The 15,103-nt window shown below is 63.8% G+C and carries 14 protein-coding genes; 1 reads left to right on the top strand and 13 read right to left on the bottom strand.

Features of this window, described 5'->3' with window-relative positions:
- Positions 1-29 precede the first annotated feature (29 nt).
- On the bottom strand, positions 30-509 hold the full coding sequence (locus JYK05_RS01455; RefSeq protein ID WP_206467491.1) for a nitrate reductase associated protein: 480 nt from the start codon (positions 507-509) through the stop codon (positions 30-32).
- 148 nt (positions 510-657) lie between these two features.
- On the opposite strand from JYK05_RS01455, the gene fdhD reads away from it, so the two are divergent.
- The gene (gene fdhD / locus JYK05_RS01450; RefSeq protein WP_206467490.1) at positions 658-1,485 is read left to right on the top strand and encodes a formate dehydrogenase accessory sulfurtransferase FdhD; all 828 of its coding nucleotides are present in this window, start codon (positions 658-660) and stop codon (positions 1,483-1,485) included.
- Between the two features lie 20 nt (positions 1,486-1,505).
- Here fdhD and JYK05_RS01445 read toward each other — a convergent pair whose 3' ends face one another.
- The 12 genes from JYK05_RS01445 to JYK05_RS01390 all read right to left on the bottom strand — a co-directional run bounded on the left by JYK05_RS01445 (position 1,506) and on the right by JYK05_RS01390 (position 15,074).
- Positions 1,506-1,904: a lysozyme inhibitor LprI family protein gene (locus tag JYK05_RS01445; RefSeq protein WP_206467489.1), complete on the bottom strand. Its 399-nt coding sequence runs from the start codon at positions 1,902-1,904 to the stop codon at positions 1,506-1,508.
- Between the two features lie 57 nt (positions 1,905-1,961).
- Entirely contained in the window at positions 1,962-2,726 is a 765-nt protein-coding gene (locus JYK05_RS01440; protein ID WP_206467488.1) for an enoyl-CoA hydratase, read from the bottom strand.
- A gap of 83 nt (positions 2,727-2,809) precedes the next feature.
- Complete coding sequence (locus JYK05_RS01435; protein ID WP_206467487.1) at positions 2,810-4,009, bottom strand: acetyl-CoA C-acyltransferase; 1,200 nt, start codon at positions 4,007-4,009, stop codon at positions 2,810-2,812.
- A gap of 24 nt (positions 4,010-4,033) precedes the next feature.
- Positions 4,034-6,463 carry a 3-hydroxyacyl-CoA dehydrogenase/enoyl-CoA hydratase family protein gene (locus tag JYK05_RS01430; RefSeq protein ID WP_206467486.1) on the bottom strand — a complete coding sequence of 810 codons (2,430 nt, stop codon included), beginning with the start codon at positions 6,461-6,463 and terminating at the stop codon, positions 4,034-4,036.
- 122 nt (positions 6,464-6,585) lie between these two features.
- Entirely contained in the window at positions 6,586-8,373 is a 1,788-nt protein-coding gene (locus JYK05_RS01425) for an acyl-CoA dehydrogenase C-terminal domain-containing protein (RefSeq protein ID WP_206467485.1), read from the bottom strand.
- 69 nt (positions 8,374-8,442) lie between these two features.
- Positions 8,443-9,138: a TetR/AcrR family transcriptional regulator gene (locus JYK05_RS01420; protein ID WP_206467484.1), complete on the bottom strand. Its 696-nt coding sequence runs from the start codon at positions 9,136-9,138 to the stop codon at positions 8,443-8,445.
- A gap of 257 nt (positions 9,139-9,395) precedes the next feature.
- A complete protein-coding gene (locus tag JYK05_RS01415) occupies positions 9,396-10,673 on the bottom strand; it encodes a phosphatidylserine/phosphatidylglycerophosphate/cardiolipin synthase family protein (RefSeq protein ID WP_371826408.1) in 1,278 nt (425 codons plus the stop codon).
- Positions 10,673-11,149, bottom strand: coding sequence for a dihydroneopterin triphosphate diphosphatase (gene nudB / locus JYK05_RS01410; RefSeq protein WP_175940585.1), 477 nt, complete (start codon positions 11,147-11,149; stop codon positions 10,673-10,675). Before nudB ends, JYK05_RS01415 begins: the two co-directional genes overlap by 1 nt.
- A 102-nt stretch (positions 11,150-11,251) precedes the next feature.
- Positions 11,252-13,054, bottom strand: a complete 1,803-nt coding sequence (gene aspS / locus JYK05_RS01405) for an aspartate--tRNA ligase (protein ID WP_206467482.1) — start codon at positions 13,052-13,054, stop codon at positions 11,252-11,254.
- An 88-nt stretch (positions 13,055-13,142) separates the two neighbouring features.
- A complete protein-coding gene (locus JYK05_RS01400; RefSeq protein WP_175939420.1) occupies positions 13,143-13,805 on the bottom strand; it encodes a DUF502 domain-containing protein in 663 nt (220 codons plus the stop codon).
- A 133-nt stretch (positions 13,806-13,938) separates the two neighbouring features.
- The gene (locus JYK05_RS01395) at positions 13,939-14,313 is read right to left on the bottom strand and encodes an FmdB family zinc ribbon protein (protein ID WP_206467481.1); all 375 of its coding nucleotides are present in this window, start codon (positions 14,311-14,313) and stop codon (positions 13,939-13,941) included.
- 134 nt (positions 14,314-14,447) lie between these two features.
- Complete coding sequence (locus JYK05_RS01390; RefSeq protein WP_206467480.1) at positions 14,448-15,074, bottom strand: methyltransferase; 627 nt, start codon at positions 15,072-15,074, stop codon at positions 14,448-14,450.
- Between the last annotated feature and the right edge of the window lie 29 nt (positions 15,075-15,103).

The raw sequence follows: 15,103 nt of genomic DNA, 5'->3' as shown, positions 1-15,103 counted from the left end.
CAAATTAGCCGCTCATGATGCGCATGCGCTCATTCGGCGAGACCGAACTCGCGCATGGCGGGCAGGAAGTCGTGGTTGAGCTTGTCGGTGTTGCGCGAGAGCTTGGCGAGCGCGTAACGCTGAAAGCGGTCGAGCGCGGCCCAGCGCGAGAGGCTCGGCGCGCTCAGGCCCGCGAGGCTGCTCTGGCGGATGACGGCTTCGGGCACGGCGTCGGCGTGCGCCCAGACGGGATCAGCGTCGCGCTCGATTTTTTCCGGCGCGGCATTCGCGTGCGTCTTCAGCATTTCTTCGAGCGCGAGGTCGAAGTTCTTCTCCAGTTCAATATCGTCTTCGACCGGAAAGCGCGCGAGCAGCACGCGATCGTCATACGGAAGCATCTGCCACTGATCCAGCGTGATGCGCATGCCGAAGCGGTCGAGATTGAAGCGTACCGAGAGCGGAATGAAGCGCAGATTGTCCGAGGATTCGACCTCGAACCCGAAGAGACGAGCGGTATCGTAAAGTCCCATGGCGTAGCCTCATTGGAGTGAGGGGCGCGCGCCGGCGCGCATCGCCCGCTTAAGTTATTGTAGGGCTTGGTACTGGGCTGAAACCGTGCAAGCAGCAGGTTTGATCAGCAATGCTCATACCCGGATCACGCAGTGTAGGGAGAACAAGGTGGACCCACTGGAAACTGAGGAACAGCCGGGCTATGTCGAACGGCGCGTGCGGAGACATCGCGGCGGAGAAAGCGCCGTCGCAAACGATAACGTCGGTCAGGAATGGCCCGTCGCGCTCGTCTATAACGGCATCTCGCACGCGGTGATGATGTGCACGCCGCGCGATCTCGAAGCGTTCGCCGTGGGCTTCTCGCTGACCGAAGGCATTGTCGAGCGTGGCAGCGATATTCACGACATCGAAGTCTATTACCGCGACGACGGTCACGCGCTGCCGCATGCCGAAGTGCATCTGCAAGTCGTGCAGCAGGCATTCGCGTCGCTGAAGGACAAGCGTCGCGCGCTCGCGGGGCGCACCGGCTGCGGCGTGTGCGGCATCGAGAGCATCGACCTGCTCGATCTTCAGCCGGAGCGCGTGCCGGATACCGGCTTTCTGGCGCGCGTCGCGCCGGATGCCATCGAGCGAGCGGCTCGCGAACTGCCGGCGCATCAGCGCTTGACGAAGCTCACCGGCGGCCTGCATGCCGCCGCCTGGTGCGACGAGACCGGCGCGGTGCGGTACGCGTTCGAAGACGTCGGTCGTCATAACGCGCTCGACAAGCTCATCGGGGATCTCGTGCTCCGGCGCGAGAACACGACGCAAGGCTTCGTGTTCCTGTCGAGCCGCGCGAGCTATGAACTCGTGCGCAAGTCGGCGCGCGTCGGCGTGCCGATGGTCGCGACCATCTCCGCGCCGACGTCGCTCGCTATTGCCATCGCGAAGCAGGCGGGGTTACGGCTCGTGAGTTTCGCGCGGGAGGCGGGGTTTGTGGAGTATGAGGTGGAGTAGGAGGTGAGTGAAGGCGGCGCTCACTGCCCGCCGCACGACACGTCGCCTTCCTTGCAGTGCAACTGCGCGGCGAGATGCGCGGTTTGCGCTTGCGTCAGCTTTTCGACGCACATCGCGGTTTGCATCGAATTGATGCTGCCGCCGCGCGTGCCCATGGTGTCGAACGTACATTGCGCATCGCGCCAAGCGAGCCACGCGCGCTGCGCCTTGCGCAATTGCTCCGCGCCTTCTTTGCTCACCTTCGACAGCAGCGTGCGGTACGTGTCGTTGAGCTTTTGGTCCGCGGCTTTCAATTCGCGGCCCACGCACTCGTTCATCGCCATTTGCGTGCTCGCGTTGTCCATGCACGCCGACGAGTCCGCCCACGCGGGCACGGTCGCACAGACAAGCGTTGCGAGAAGAAGCGGTCTGAGTCGCATGGAACGTGTCTCCGCGTGAACGGCATCGGCTGCGAGCCGCTTGTCAGCGGCACGGGCTTACTGAAACCGTCTAAAATCCGCCTTCCGCTTCTCCAAAAACGCCGCAAACGCCTCGCGCGCCTCCGGCCCTGCAAGCATCCGCGAAAAATGCGCCGCCTCTTCTTCCATGCGCGCGGCCACTTCGTTGCGTTGGTCGCTCTTCATCAGCGCCTTCGTCGTTTTGAGCGATGACGCCGGCAGCGCCGCCAACCGTCTCGCTCGCTCGAACGCATACGCATCGAGTTCGGCCGCATCGATCGCGCCGTTCACGAAGCCCATGCTGATCGCTTCGTTCACATCGAACGCCTCGCCCAGCAGCAGTTTCTCCGCCGCGCGCTGATATCCCGCGATGCGCGGCAGAAGCAAACTCGACGCCGCCTCCGGACACAGCCCGAGCTGCACGAAGGGCAGCGAGAACTTGGCGTTCTTCGCGGCATATACGATATCGCAATGCAAGAGCATCGTCGTGCCGACGCCCACCGCCACGCCCGCCACCGCCGCGACCACCGGCTTCGGCATGCCGCTCAGGCGTCGCAGGAACTGGAACACGGGCGCGTCGAGACCCTTCGGCGGATCGTTCAGGAAGTCTTCGAGATCGTTGCCTGCGCTGAACGCGCCGCCGTTGCCACGCAGCAGAACCGCGCGCACCGTCGGGTCGTTTTCCGCTTCGTACAGACCGTCGGCCATTTCCTGATACATGGCCGCCGTGATGGCGTTCTTCTTCTCGGCGCGATTCAAGACGATGCTCAGCACGCCTTGCGCTCGTTCGATGACGATATCCATGCGGCGTCTCCTCCTGTTGTTGGCCCGCGAGCGCAGCCGCCCGCGGGCCGCCCGATTACATCCGCCCGATTACATCCGCCCGATTACATCCGCTCGAAAATGCCCGCTGCGCCCATGCCGGTGCCGACGCACATCGTCACCATGCCGTACTTCAGGTTGCGGCGGCGCAGGCCGTGAATCACTGTCGCGGAACGGATTGCGCCCGTCGCGCCGAGCGGATGCCCGAGCGCGATCGCGCCGCCGAGCGGATTCAGCTTCGACGTATCGAGGCCCAGGTCGTTGATCACCGCGAGCGATTGCGCCGCGAACGCTTCGTTCAGTTCGATCCAGTCGAGATCGTCCTGCGTCAGACCCGCGTTCCTGAGCGCCGCCGGAATCGCTTCCTTCGGCCCGATGCCCATGATCTCCGGCGGCACGCCGCGCACCGCGAAGCTCACGAAGCGCGCAAGCGGCGTCAGATTGAACTGCTTCAGGATTTTCTCGGAGACCACGATCAGCGCACCCGCGCCGTCCGACGTCTGCGAGCTGTTGCCCGCCGTCACCGATCCCTTGTTGGCGAACACCGGGCGCAGCTTGGCGAGCGTGTCGAGCGACGTGTCCGCGCGCGGGCCTTCGTCGAACGCGATCTCGCGCGCATTTACGCGAACTTCGCCCGAAGCGAGGTCCGGGAAGCGTTCGTTGAGCGTGTAAGCGGCGATCTCGTCGGCGAATTCGCCCGACTGCTGCGCCGCCAGCGCCTTGCGATGCGACTCCACCGCGAACGCGTCCTGCGCCTCGCGGCTCACCTTCCAGCGTTCCGCGACGCGTTCGGCGGTGAGGCCCATGCCGTACGCAATGCCGATGTCCTCGCTGCGCTCGAAGATATGCGGCGACAGCGACGGCTTGTTGCCCATCATCGGCACCATGCTCATCGACTCGCAGCCGCCCGCGAGAATCGCATCCGCCTCGCCGACGCGAATGCGGTCCGCCGCCATCGCGAGCGCGGTGAGACCCGACGCGCAGAAGCGGTTCACCGTGACGCCGCCGACCGTCTGCGGCAGCCCGGCGAGCAGCGCGCCCATGCGCGCGACGTTCAGGCCCTGCTCCGCTTCGGGAATCGCGCAGCCGACAATCGCGTCTTCGATTACGCCGGTATCCAGCCCCGGCACCTGCGCGACGGCAGATTTGATCGCGTGGACGAGCAGCTCGTCCGGGCGCGTGTTCTTGAACACGCCGCGCGGCGCCTTGCCGATCGGCGTGCGGCTCGCGGCAACGATATATGCTTCCTGCAATTGTTTGCTCATAACCAGCTCCGATAGTCCGCGCGCTCAGTTGCGAACCGGCTTGCCGGTCTGCAACATGCCCATGATCCGTTCCTGCGTCTTTTGCGTGCCGAGCAGTTCGATGAACGCGCGGCGCTCCAGCCCAAGCAGCCATTCCTCATCGACGAGACTGCCGCCTTCCACGTCGCCGCCGCACACCACTTCCGCGATACGGCTCGCAATCAGGAAGTCGTGATCGCTGATGAAGCGGCCGTCGCGCATGTTGACGAGCGACGCCTTGATGGTCGACAGCACCGAGCGGCCCGCAACCGGAATCTGCCTCGCGCGCAGCGGCGCGCGGTAGCCCGAATCCGCAAGCGCGCGCGCTTCCTTCTTCGCGATGTCGAGCAACTCGTGTACGTTGAAGACGATGGTGTCCGACGGCTTCAGATAGCCCATCGCGCGTGCTTCGAGCGCGGAGCCGGAGACCTTCGCCATCGCCGCGTTTTCGAACGGCTTTTGCAGGAACTTGAGCAGATCGCTCGTCGCGTTCACAGCGCTCGCGGCTTCGGCCGCGCGCAATGCGGCTTCCTTCAGGCCGCCGCCCGCCGGCACGAGACCCACGCCCACTTCCACGAGTCCGATATAGCTTTCGCTATGCGCGACGCGCTTGGCCGAATGCAGCATCAGTTCACAGCCGCCGCCGAGCGCAATGCCCGACACCGCGCAGACCACCGGCACGTTCGCGTACTTCACGCGCATCATGCTGTCCTGGAACTTCTTGACGAACGGCTCGATGCCTTTCGCGCCGCCCATCATGAACGCGGGCATCGCTTCTTCGAGGTTCGCGCCCGCCGAGAACGGACCGCCCGGCGCGCCGAGCGTGAGCGAAGTCGGCTGCCAGATCACCACGCCGCGGTATTCCTTCTCCGCGAGTCCGATGGCTTGCGTGAGGCCGTCGAGCACGCCGGGACCGATGGTGTTCATCTTCGTCTTGAACGAGACGATGACCACGTCGCCGTCGTCGCGATCGAGCCAGGCGCGCACGCTGTCGGTTTCGAAGAGCGTCTTGCCGAAGGTTTTCGGATCGGCGCCGCTTTCACCGACGAGCGGCGCGCGGAACACTTGCTTCTGGTAGACCGGCAGCGTCGAGCGAGCGACGAAGCGACGTGCCTGCGGCGACCACGAGCCTTCGTTCGTGTGCACACCGCCCTTCTCGGCGACGGGGCCGTCGAGCACCCAGGCGGGCAGCGGCGCTTTGGAGAGCGCCTTGCCCGCGTCGATGTCTTCCTGCACCCATTGCGCGACCTGCTGCCAGCCCGCCGCCTGCCAGCTTTCGAACGGGCCCTGGTTCCAGCCGAAGCCCCAGCGGATCGCGAGATCGACATCGCGCGCGTTGTCCGCGATCGATTCCAGATGCACCGCGATGTAATGGAACACGTCGCGGAAAATCGCCCAGAGGAACTGCGCCTGCTTGTTGTCGGTTTCGCGCAGAAGCTTGAGGCGCTCGGCGGGCGGGCGCTTCAGAATGCGGCCGACGAGTTCGTCCGCCTTCGCGCCCGCTTCGACGTATTGCGCCGTCTGCGGGTCGAGCACCTTGATCGCCTTGCCTTCCTTGCGATAAAAGCCCGCGCCCGTCTTCTGCCCGAGCGCGCCGTTCTTCACGAGTTCGGCGAGCACGGGCGGCGTGGCGTAGACCGGGAAGAACGGATCGTCCGGCAAGTTGTCCTGCATCGTCTTGATGACGTGCGCCATCGTGTCGAGACCGACGACATCCGCCGTGCGGAACGTCGCGGACTTCGCGCGGCCGAGGCGCGCGCCGGTCAGGTCGTCCACTTGGTCGAAACGCAGGCCGAACTTCTGGCTCTCGGCGATCACGGCGAGAATCGAAAACACGCCCACGCGATTCGCGATGAAGTTCGGCGTGTCCTTCGCGCGCACGACGCCCTTGCCGATGGCGCTCGTCAGAAACGTTTCGAGCTGGTCGAGAATCTCGGGCTTGGTCGATTCGGTCGGAATAAGTTCGACCAGATGCATGTAGCGCGGCGGATTGAAGAAGTGCACGCCGCAGAAACGCGCCTTCAGTTCATCCGAGAAACCGTTCGACAACTCGGTGATCGACAAGCCCGAGGTATTGCTCGCGAAGATGGCGTTGGGCGCGATGTGCGGCGAGACCTTTTTGTACAGGTCGTGCTTCCAGTCCATGCGCTCGGCGATCGCTTCGATCACGAGATCGCACTCCGCAAGGCGCGCGATGTCGTCCTCGTAGTTCGCTGGCTCGATGTACTGCGCGTCGTCCTTCATGCCGAGCGGCGCGGGCGAGAGCTTCTTGAGATTCTCGATGGCCTTGAGGGCGATGCCGTTCTTCGGGCCTTCCTTCGCGGGAAGATCGAAAAGCAGCACGGGCACGCGCGCGTTGATGAGATGCGCGGCGATCTGCGCGCCCATCACGCCTGCGCCGAGCACGGCGACTTTGCGGATGTTCAGGGTGCTCACGGGAAAGCCTCCGTATGAGTGGTGCTTGTCTGCCCGCGGCGCAGTCAAGTCGATTGCGCCGCCAGGCGTTTGATTGGGGATGTCGCGGTTCGGAGAGTCGAACCGTCGCGTTGCGCTCGTACTTAGAATAAGGCTTCGTCGTAGTCCATCATCGGCTTGGCGCCCGCGCGCGCGGCGCGGATGGTCGAAGCCGTTTCGGGCAGGAGCTTCGCGAAGTAGAAACGCGCGGTGGCGAGCTTGGCCTTGTAGAACGCATCGCCTGATGCGGCGTTGTCGAGCGCGACGCGCGCCATGCGCGCCCAGAAGTACGAGAACACCAGATGCCCGACCGTGCGCAGATACGGAACGGCTGCGGCGCCCACTTCGTCGGGGTTCTGCATCGCCTTCATGCCGATTTCCATCGTGAGCTTCTGCACCTTCTCGCCGATATCCGCGAGCGGGTTGATGAACTCCTGCATCTCCGGCTTCACGCCTTCCTCTTCGACGAAATCCGTCACGAGCTTGCCGAAACGCTTCAGCTTCGCGCCCATGTCGCCGAGAATCTTGCGGCCGAGCAGGTCGAGCGCCTGAATGGAGTTCGTGCCTTCGTAGATCATGTTGATGCGCGCGTCGCGCACGTACTGCTCCATGCCCCACTCGGAGATGAAGCCGTGGCCGCCGTAGATCTGCATGGCGAGGTTCGTGCCTTCGAACGCGTTGTCGGTCAGGAACGCCTTGATGACCGGCGTGAGCAGCGCGACGAAATCGGCGGCTTCGCGGCGCGCGGCTTCGTCTTCGTGCGAGAGTTCCTTGTCGATGTTGAGCGCGGCCCAGTACGTGAACGCGCGGCCCGCTTCGGCGTACGCCTTCTGCGTGAGCAGCATGCGGCGCACATCCGGATGCACGATGATCGGATCAGCGGGCTTCTCGGGCGCTTTCGGGCCGGTGAGCGAGCGCATTTGCAGGCGCTCTTTCGCATAGACGAGCGAGTTTTGATACGCGACTTCCGTCAGCCCCAAACCCTGCATGCCGACGCCCAGACGCGCCGCGTTCATCATCACGAACATGGCGTTCAAGCCCTTGTTTGCTTCGCCGACGAGCCAGCCCTTCGCGCCGTCCAGGTTCATCACGCAGGTCGCGTTGCCGTGAATGCCCATCTTGTGCTCGATCGAGCCGCACTTGATGCCGTTGCGTTCGCCCGGCGCACCGCTCGCGTCCGGAATGAACTTCGGCACGATGAAGAGCGAAATGCCCTTCGTGCCGGCCGGCGCGCCGGGCAGCCGCGCGAGCACCAGATGGACGATGTTCTCGGCCATGTCGTGTTCGCCGCTCGAAATGAAGATCTTCGTGCCGGTGAGCGCGTACGAACCGTCGGAATTCGGCTCGGCTTTCGTGCGCAGGATGCCGAGGTCGGTGCCGCAATGCGATTCGGTCAGGCACATGGTGCCGGTCCACTCGCCGGAGACGAGTTTCGCGAGATACGTCGATTTCTGCTCCGGCGTGCCGTGCGCGTGCAGGCATTCGTACGCGCCGTGCGAGAGGCCCGGATACATGGTCCAGGCCTGATTCGCCGAGTTGAGCATTTCGTAGAGCGCGTTGTTGACGAACGCGGGCAGCCCCTGGCCGCCATATTCGGGATCGCAGCCGAGCGCGGGCCAGCCCGCCTCGACGTACTGGCGATACGCCTCTTTGAACCCCGACGGCGTCGTAACGATGCCGTCGCCCTCGTAAGTGCAACCTTCGCGGTCGCCGCTCTGGTTCAGCGGAAACACGACTTCGGAGCAGAACTTGCCGGCTTCTTCGAGCACCTGGTTAATGGTGTCCGCGTCCAGGTCGGCATGCTTCGGCATGCGCTTCAGTTCGGCTTCCACGTTCAGCAGTTCGTGCAGCACGAACTGCATGTCGCGCAAGGGGGCGGCGTACTGTCCCATGAGTCTCTCCAGTTTCTAGAAGCTTGCGTCGTGCGCCGCCGAACCCTTGGGACGATTCGATCGGCGCCGCTAACGGCTGTCCGTTTGATGCGAAGTTAGATTCGTCGCCGCGCTCGTGGCTGCGTGGGCGGCCGGCTCGCTGGTTTCGCGGCCGCCGCCATCGGCAGACGAATGCGACGTCTGATATGAAACGATCGTCTTTTCCAGCGCGTCCCGCGTCAGTTGCACCGCTTCCGGCAAATGCAGAAAACGCGCGTCGTGATGCAGGCCGAGCGTGAAGCTGTACAACTCGAAGAGCATCAGCTTCGGGTCCGTCTCCGGCTTCAGATGCCCTTCTTCCTTCGACTGGCGAATGGCCCGCAACAGCGCCTCGCGCCACGTCGTGACACTGTGAACCAGTTGCTCGCGCACCGCGCTGGCCGCGCGATCGTCGTACTCCACCGCGCCGCTAATATAGATGCAGCCGGTGGTGACTTCCTCGATGCGCTTTTCCATCCAGCGGCTCATCATCGCGCGCAGTCGCGGCAGGCCGCGCGGTTCGCGCAAGCTCGGGAAGAACACTTCGTCTTCGAACCGGCGGTGGTACTCGCGCACCACTTCCACTTGCAGATCTTCGCGCGATCCGAAGTGCGCGAACACTCCGCTCTTGCTCATCTGCATCCGCTCGGCCAGAAGACCGATGGTGAGTCCTTCCAGTCCGTCCCTGCTCGCCAGATCCAACGCTGCGTCGAGAATCGCGGCCCGCGTCTGTTCGCCTTTTCGCATGATCCCACCGTCCTCTCGTGACCCCATTGAAAACGAACGGCCGTTCTATTATTGTGGCCGATCGCTGCTGAAACAAGCAAAATTTTAGAAAGCGGTGTCTAACTGCCGCAGCAATCAATAGGATAAGTCCTATTTTTGCCCGCCCTATTGTCCTTTTTTATGCGCGGACTGCATCTAAGTGACTGCCCGACTTCCCATTTGATGGGAGCACATTGACGTTCGGCAGCTATCTTAGCGAAGCAGCAGTAATTGGGCCGTCAATCGTACTGCCCGATGGTGATGAGTTTCATCGTCATGCGGTAGGTGTTGTACGCGAGCCAACTCAGGATTCGCTCGCTTAACGGTCGCGACGCGTAGTGTTTTTCGTCGATTCGACCGCCTTCGTCGAACGCCTCGAGAATGGCGTCGTGCAAGCCCGCGATTTCCGCGTGGTTCACGAGCACCATGTTGGCTTCGTTGTTCAGCACGAGAGAAAGCGCGTCGAGATTGGACGAGCCGATGGTCGCCCAGTCGGCGTCCACGACCGCGACTTTGCCGTGCAGGATCGTCTTCTCGTATTCGGCGATGCGCACGCCATTCTTCAGCAGATTGCCGTAGAGGAACGGCGTGGCGTAGTCGAGGGCGACGAACTCCTTGCGCCCGATCACGAGTGACACGCGCACCCCGCGCCGCGCCGCGAGCACGAGCGCGCGCCGCAGCTTGCGGCCCGGCATGAAGTACGGATTGGCGAGCAACACTTCGCGCTCCGCATGGGCGATCGCGCGCAGATACGCCTTTTCGATGGCCCGGCGATTCAGCAGATTGTCGCGCGCCACGAATGCGACGCACGGTTGGTCGACCGCGTGGATTTCGCCGAGCTGCGCGCGGCGCCGGGCGCGCATCGCGCGTCGGGAAGTCCGGCGGTTATGGTCCGGCTGCGGCTCGCAGGACGACGAACGCGGCTCACGCGGCTTAACGCCGAGCCGTATGCGCTCCCATTGAAGGTCGAACGCATCGCGCACGTCCTTGACCACCGGCCCCTGCGCCTCCATCGCGAAGTCCCAGCGCGGCTCTGGCAAGCGCGTGCCGTTCTGGTCGTAGTCATCGACGATATTGATGCCGCCGCAAAACGCGTACGTGTTGTCGATCAGCGCGAGCTTGCGATGCGTGCGCGAAAAGCCGAGCGGCCCGAACAGCAAATGCGGATTGTAGATTCGATGCTCGACGCCGCCCGCTTTCCACTGCTCGAACATCGGCAGATTGCCGTCGGTGCCGATGCCGTCCGTGATCACGCGCACCGTGACGCCGCGCGCCGCGGCCCGCAAGAGCGCGTCGGAGACGGCGCGGCCGGCGTCGTCGTTCGCGAAGATGTAGGTTTCGAGCGAAACCGTGTTCTGCGCGCCGTCGATCCGCTCAATCAGCGCGGGAAAGAACTGCGCGCCGCTCTTGAAAATGCGGACCTGGTTGCCCGCGGTGAAGCAGAAGCGCGGCGGACGTCGCCCGGAGAAGAGCGCCTGGCGCAGTCGCTTGAAGCTGCGCCGCGGCCGCACACCGATCATCGGCTATGCGCCGCGAGGCGCTCGGGCAATTGAAGAATGGCTTCGCGGTTGGACCACGAGAAGCAGCGGTCGGCGGCTTCGCGCAACGGCAGCCACAGATGCGAGGTGTGTTCGCGCGGCGCGAGCGTCACTTCCAGACAATGCGGCACGCAGAGACTGAACTGGTGTTCGGTGTTGCGCGTGATGCCTTCAGCGTAACGGTGCCGCCATTGCGGATAGATGTCGTACTGAATGCTGTGATGCCAGTTCAGCAGCGCATTCTGCGGCACCAGCGGACTGCCGACGATGATGCCCGTTTCTTCCTGCACTTCGCGCGCGGCGGTTTCTTCGAGCGGCTCGTCGATGCGGTCTTTCGAGCCCGTCACCGATTGCCAGAAGCCCGGATGATCCGCCCGCTCGATGATGAGCACGTCGAGGTCGGGCGTGTGAATCACGACCAGCACGGATTCGGGGATTTTCGGTGGCTTCTGCATGACCATGTGAACTTGCGCGTTGTCTCGTATCCGGCAACGACTGTAGCGCAAAAAACGAAAAAGGCGCACTCGGCGCCTTTTTCGTCACAACATTAACAATGCTTATTGCGTCTTTTGTTCGGGTTGCCGCAGACGGATGTGCAACTCGCGCAGCTGGCGCTCGTCGACTTCGCTCGGCGCTTGCGTGAGCAGGTCCTGCGCGCGCTGCGTCTTCGGGAACGCGATCACGTCGCGGATCGAATCGGCGCCGGACATCAGCGTCACGATGCGGTCCAGACCGAACGCGATACCGCCGTGCGGCGGCGCGCCGTATTGCAGCGCGTCGAGCAGGAAGCCGAACTTCAGACGCGCTTCTTCCGCGCCGATCTTCAGCGCGCGGAACACCTTGCTCTGCACGTCCTCCTGGAAGATACGCACCGAACCGCCGCCGATTTCCCAGCCGTTCAGCACCATGTCGTACGCCTTCGCGAGACAGCGGCCCGGATCGGTTTCGAGGTATTCGAGGTGCTCGTCCTTCGGGCTCGTGAACGGATGGTGCGCGGCCACGTAGCGGTTTTCTTCCTCGTCGTATTCGAACATCGGGAAGTCGATCACCCACAGCGGCTTCCAGCCGGACTCGAGCAGGCCGTTCGCCTTGCCGAATTCCGAATGGCCGATTTTCAGGCGCAGCGCGCCCAGGCTGTCGTTCACGACCTTCGTGCGATCCGCCGCGAAGAAGATGATGTCGCCGTCTTCCGCGCCCGTGCGCTCCATGATGGCGGCGAGCGCCGCGTCATGCAGATTCTTGACGATCGGGCTTTGCAGACCGTCGCGGCCCTTGGTCTTGTCGTTGACCTTGATCCACGCGAGGCCCTTCGCGCCGTAGATACGCACGAATTCCGTGTAACCGTCGATGTCACCACGCGACAGCTCGCCGCCCTTCGGCACGCGCAACGCGGCGACGCGGCCGTCCTTCGAATTGGCCGGCATGCTGAACACCTTGAAATCGACGTCCCTGACCGCGTCGGTCAGATCGGCGAATTCGAGCTTCACACGCAGGTCGGGCTTGTCAGAGCCGAAACGGCGCATTGCTTCCGAGTACAGCATGACCGGGAATTTCTCCGGCAGCGCGACGTCCATCGTCTCCTTGAAGACGTGGCGGATCATGTTTTCGAACAGATCGCGGATTTCCTGCTCGTTCAGGAACGACGTTTCGCAGTCGATCTGCGTGAATTCCGGCTGACGGTCCGCGCGCAGGTCCTCGTCGCGGAAGCACTTGGTGATCTGGTAGTAGCGGTCGAAGTTCGCGACCATCAGCAATTGCTTGAACAATTGCGGCGATTGCGGCAGTGCGAAGAACTGTCCCGCGTTCACGCGCGACGGCACGAGATAGTCGCGGGCGCCTTCCGGCGTGCTCTTGGTCAGCATCGGCGTTTCGATGTCGATGAAGCCTTGCGCGTCTAGATACTTGCGCACTTCGATCGCCACGCGATAGCGCAGGCGCAGGTTCTTCTGCATCTGCGGACGGCGCAGATCCAGCACGCGATGCGTGAGACGCGTGGTCTCGGACAGGTTGTCGTCGTCGAGCTGGAACGGCGGCGTCACCGACGCGTTCAGCACGTTTAGTTCATGGCACAGCACTTCGATCTTGCCGCTCGTCAGATTGGCGTTGACCGTGCCTTCCGGACGATTGCGCACGACGCCCTTCACCTGCACGCAGAACTCGTTGCGCACGCCTTCGGCCACCTTGAACATCTCGGCGCGATCCGGATCGCAGACGACCTGGACGAGCCCTTCGCGATCGCGCAAGTCGATGAAGATAACGCCCCCGTGGTCGCGGCGGCGATGCACCCAGCCGCACAGCGAGACGGTTTGGCCCAGCAGGGCTTCGGTCACCAGACCGCAGTATTCAGATCGCATCGACATGATGTTGTGTCTTTCGTTGTTCGTTGATGAACGGCTCGCGTGCGGATCGCGCTCTTCGTCGGCTCGATTCGCGGCACGCGCGCCGGCATTACATCGGCGGCTCGGTGGGGCGGCGGGCGGGCGCGACCGACAGCGGCGCGCTCGGCGCGGGGGCGACCACGCCCATCGAGACGATGTACTTCAGTGCGGCGTCGACGGTCATATCCAGTTCGACGACCTCGCTTTTCGGCATCATCAGGAAGAAGCCGGACGTGGGGTTCGGCGTGGTCGGCACGTAGACGCTCACGTGATCTTCCTTCAGATGATTCAACACGTCGCCGCCGGGAATGCCGGTCAGAAACCCGATGGTGTACGAGCCCTTGCGCGGATATTCGACCAGCAGCGCCTTGCGAAATGCATTGCCGCTCGACGAGAGCAGCGTGTCCGAAACCTGTTTCACGCTCGTGTAGAGCGGGCCGACGACCGGAATGTGGCGAAGAATGGCGTCCCACCAGCCGACGAGTTTCTGCCCGACGAAGTTCTGCGTAAAGAGGCCGACGACGAAGATGAAAGCGAGCGTGAGCAGCGCCCCCAGTCCCGGCAGATGGAACCCGAAGACACGCTCCGGCTGCCACGCGGCCGGCAAAAGGAGCAGCGTCTGATCCATGGTTCCGATCACGAGGCCGAGCACCCACAGCGTGATGGCGAGCGGCACCAGCACCAGCAGGCCGGTGAGGAACACGGTTTTCAGCGTAGTCTTTTTCGTGGTCACGTTGTTGTCGCTAGGGTGACGGGCGTCGGGTTGGCCGCGATCCGCGCGCGCTCAGGGCGCGCGCTCTGACAGGCGGTACGGGACGGATTGCGCAGCCGGCGCGAAGCTCGCGCCGTGCGTGACGTGTGCGCTTTCAGGCTGCGCCCGAAGGCGTCGCGGGTGTCGCAGGCGTCGCGGGCGTCGCAGTCGTGGATGCGCCGGCGGCAGGCGCTGCGCTCGCAGACGTCGATGCATCGGACGATGACGCACTGCCCGCTTTCGCGCCATCGCCGGAATTCGAATTGCCCGCGTTGTCGCCCGACTTCGGCGCAGCGGAACCGTTGCTGCCGCCGCGGAAATCGGTGACATACCAGCCGGAGCCCTTCAACTGGAAACCAGCCGCGGTCACTTGCTTGGAAAACGCGTCCTTTCCGCAGGCGGGACATTGCGTGAGCGGTGCGTCGCTCAACTTCTGAAGCACGTCTTTTTCGTGGCCGCAGGATGCGCAGCGGTATGCGTAAATCGGCATGGCACTCTTCCTACAATGATCTGTCGACGCTTGCAAAGCCTTGAATTATAGCCGCAAACCCGCTTCGGCCCGCCATTTTCGGCCGGCCCCTCGCCGTGCGGCTTCGTCGCCAGATGGGGGCGAAGACAAATAATTCAAGCCCGCCGCCACGTCAGCCAGCGTTCGCGGCCGGCAAAGACCGGTATGGAGCCGCTGACTTCGTGATCGTCGACCAATTCGAAGTGGGGAGCGAGAAGGGCGTCGAGTTCATTTCGCTCGATGCCGAACGGCGGTCCTTTCGGCGTCGCGCCGATGAAAAAGAAGCCCGAAAGCAGCGCGCCGGGGCGCGCGAGCGCCGCCATGCGCTCTGCGTAATCGGTCCAGCGGTCTTTCGGCAGCGCGCACAGAAAGGCGCGCTCGTAGATCCAGTCGGGCGCGAACGGCGGCTGATAGGTGAAAAAATCGGCTTCTTCGACGACGCCCCCGTGCGCGGCCAACTGAGCGCGCGCCGCCGCGACCGCGCTCGGCGAGAAGTCGATGGCGCGCACGCTCATGCCGCGCTCCGCCAGATACGCCGCCTCGTAAGCGTTGCCGCAGCCGGGAATCAGCACGCGCGTGGCTTCGGGCGCGGCCAACGCGGACACGAACGTGCGGAACGCATCGGGCACGCCAGCCTGATCCCACGGCATGAAGCGTCGGTCGAACCGTTCGTCCCAGAAACCGGGCGAGTTCGGGTCGCGGTTCTCGAAGGACGGAACGTCGGCATTGCCGGAATTGCTCATCGAATCTCCTCGCGCCGGCTGTTAGACGC

Source organism: Caballeronia sp. M1242 (assembly GCF_017220215.1).
Lineage (GTDB): Bacteria > Pseudomonadota > Gammaproteobacteria > Burkholderiales > Burkholderiaceae > Caballeronia.
The sequence above is the reverse complement of the archived record's forward strand: the minus strand, read 5'-3'. Positions and strand labels throughout refer to the sequence as shown.

Excerpts from the sequence above, each read along its gene's own strand:
- JYK05_RS01455 (WP_206467491.1), bottom strand. The coding sequence starts at position 509 with ATGGGACTTTACGATACCGCTCGTCTCTTCGGGTTCGAGGTCGAATCC.
- JYK05_RS01445 (WP_206467489.1), bottom strand. The coding sequence starts at position 1,904 with ATGCGACTCAGACCGCTTCTTCTCGCAACGCTTGTCTGTGCGACCGTG.
- JYK05_RS01440 (WP_206467488.1), bottom strand. The coding sequence starts at position 2,726 with ATGGATATCGTCATCGAACGAGCGCAAGGCGTGCTGAGCATCGTCTTG.
- JYK05_RS01435 (WP_206467487.1), bottom strand. The coding sequence starts at position 4,009 with ATGAGCAAACAATTGCAGGAAGCATATATCGTTGCCGCGAGCCGCACG.
- JYK05_RS01425 (WP_206467485.1), bottom strand. The coding sequence starts at position 8,373 with ATGGGACAGTACGCCGCCCCCTTGCGCGACATGCAGTTCGTGCTGCAC.
- JYK05_RS01420 (WP_206467484.1), bottom strand. The coding sequence starts at position 9,138 with ATGCGAAAAGGCGAACAGACGCGGGCCGCGATTCTCGACGCAGCGTTG.
- nudB (WP_175940585.1), bottom strand. The coding sequence starts at position 11,149 with ATGCAGAAGCCACCGAAAATCCCCGAATCCGTGCTGGTCGTGATTCAC.
- aspS (WP_206467482.1), bottom strand. The coding sequence starts at position 13,054 with ATGTCGATGCGATCTGAATACTGCGGTCTGGTGACCGAAGCCCTGCTG.
- JYK05_RS01395 (WP_206467481.1), bottom strand. The coding sequence starts at position 14,313 with ATGCCGATTTACGCATACCGCTGCGCATCCTGCGGCCACGAAAAAGAC.
- JYK05_RS01390 (WP_206467480.1), bottom strand. The coding sequence starts at position 15,074 with ATGAGCAATTCCGGCAATGCCGACGTTCCGTCCTTCGAGAACCGCGAC.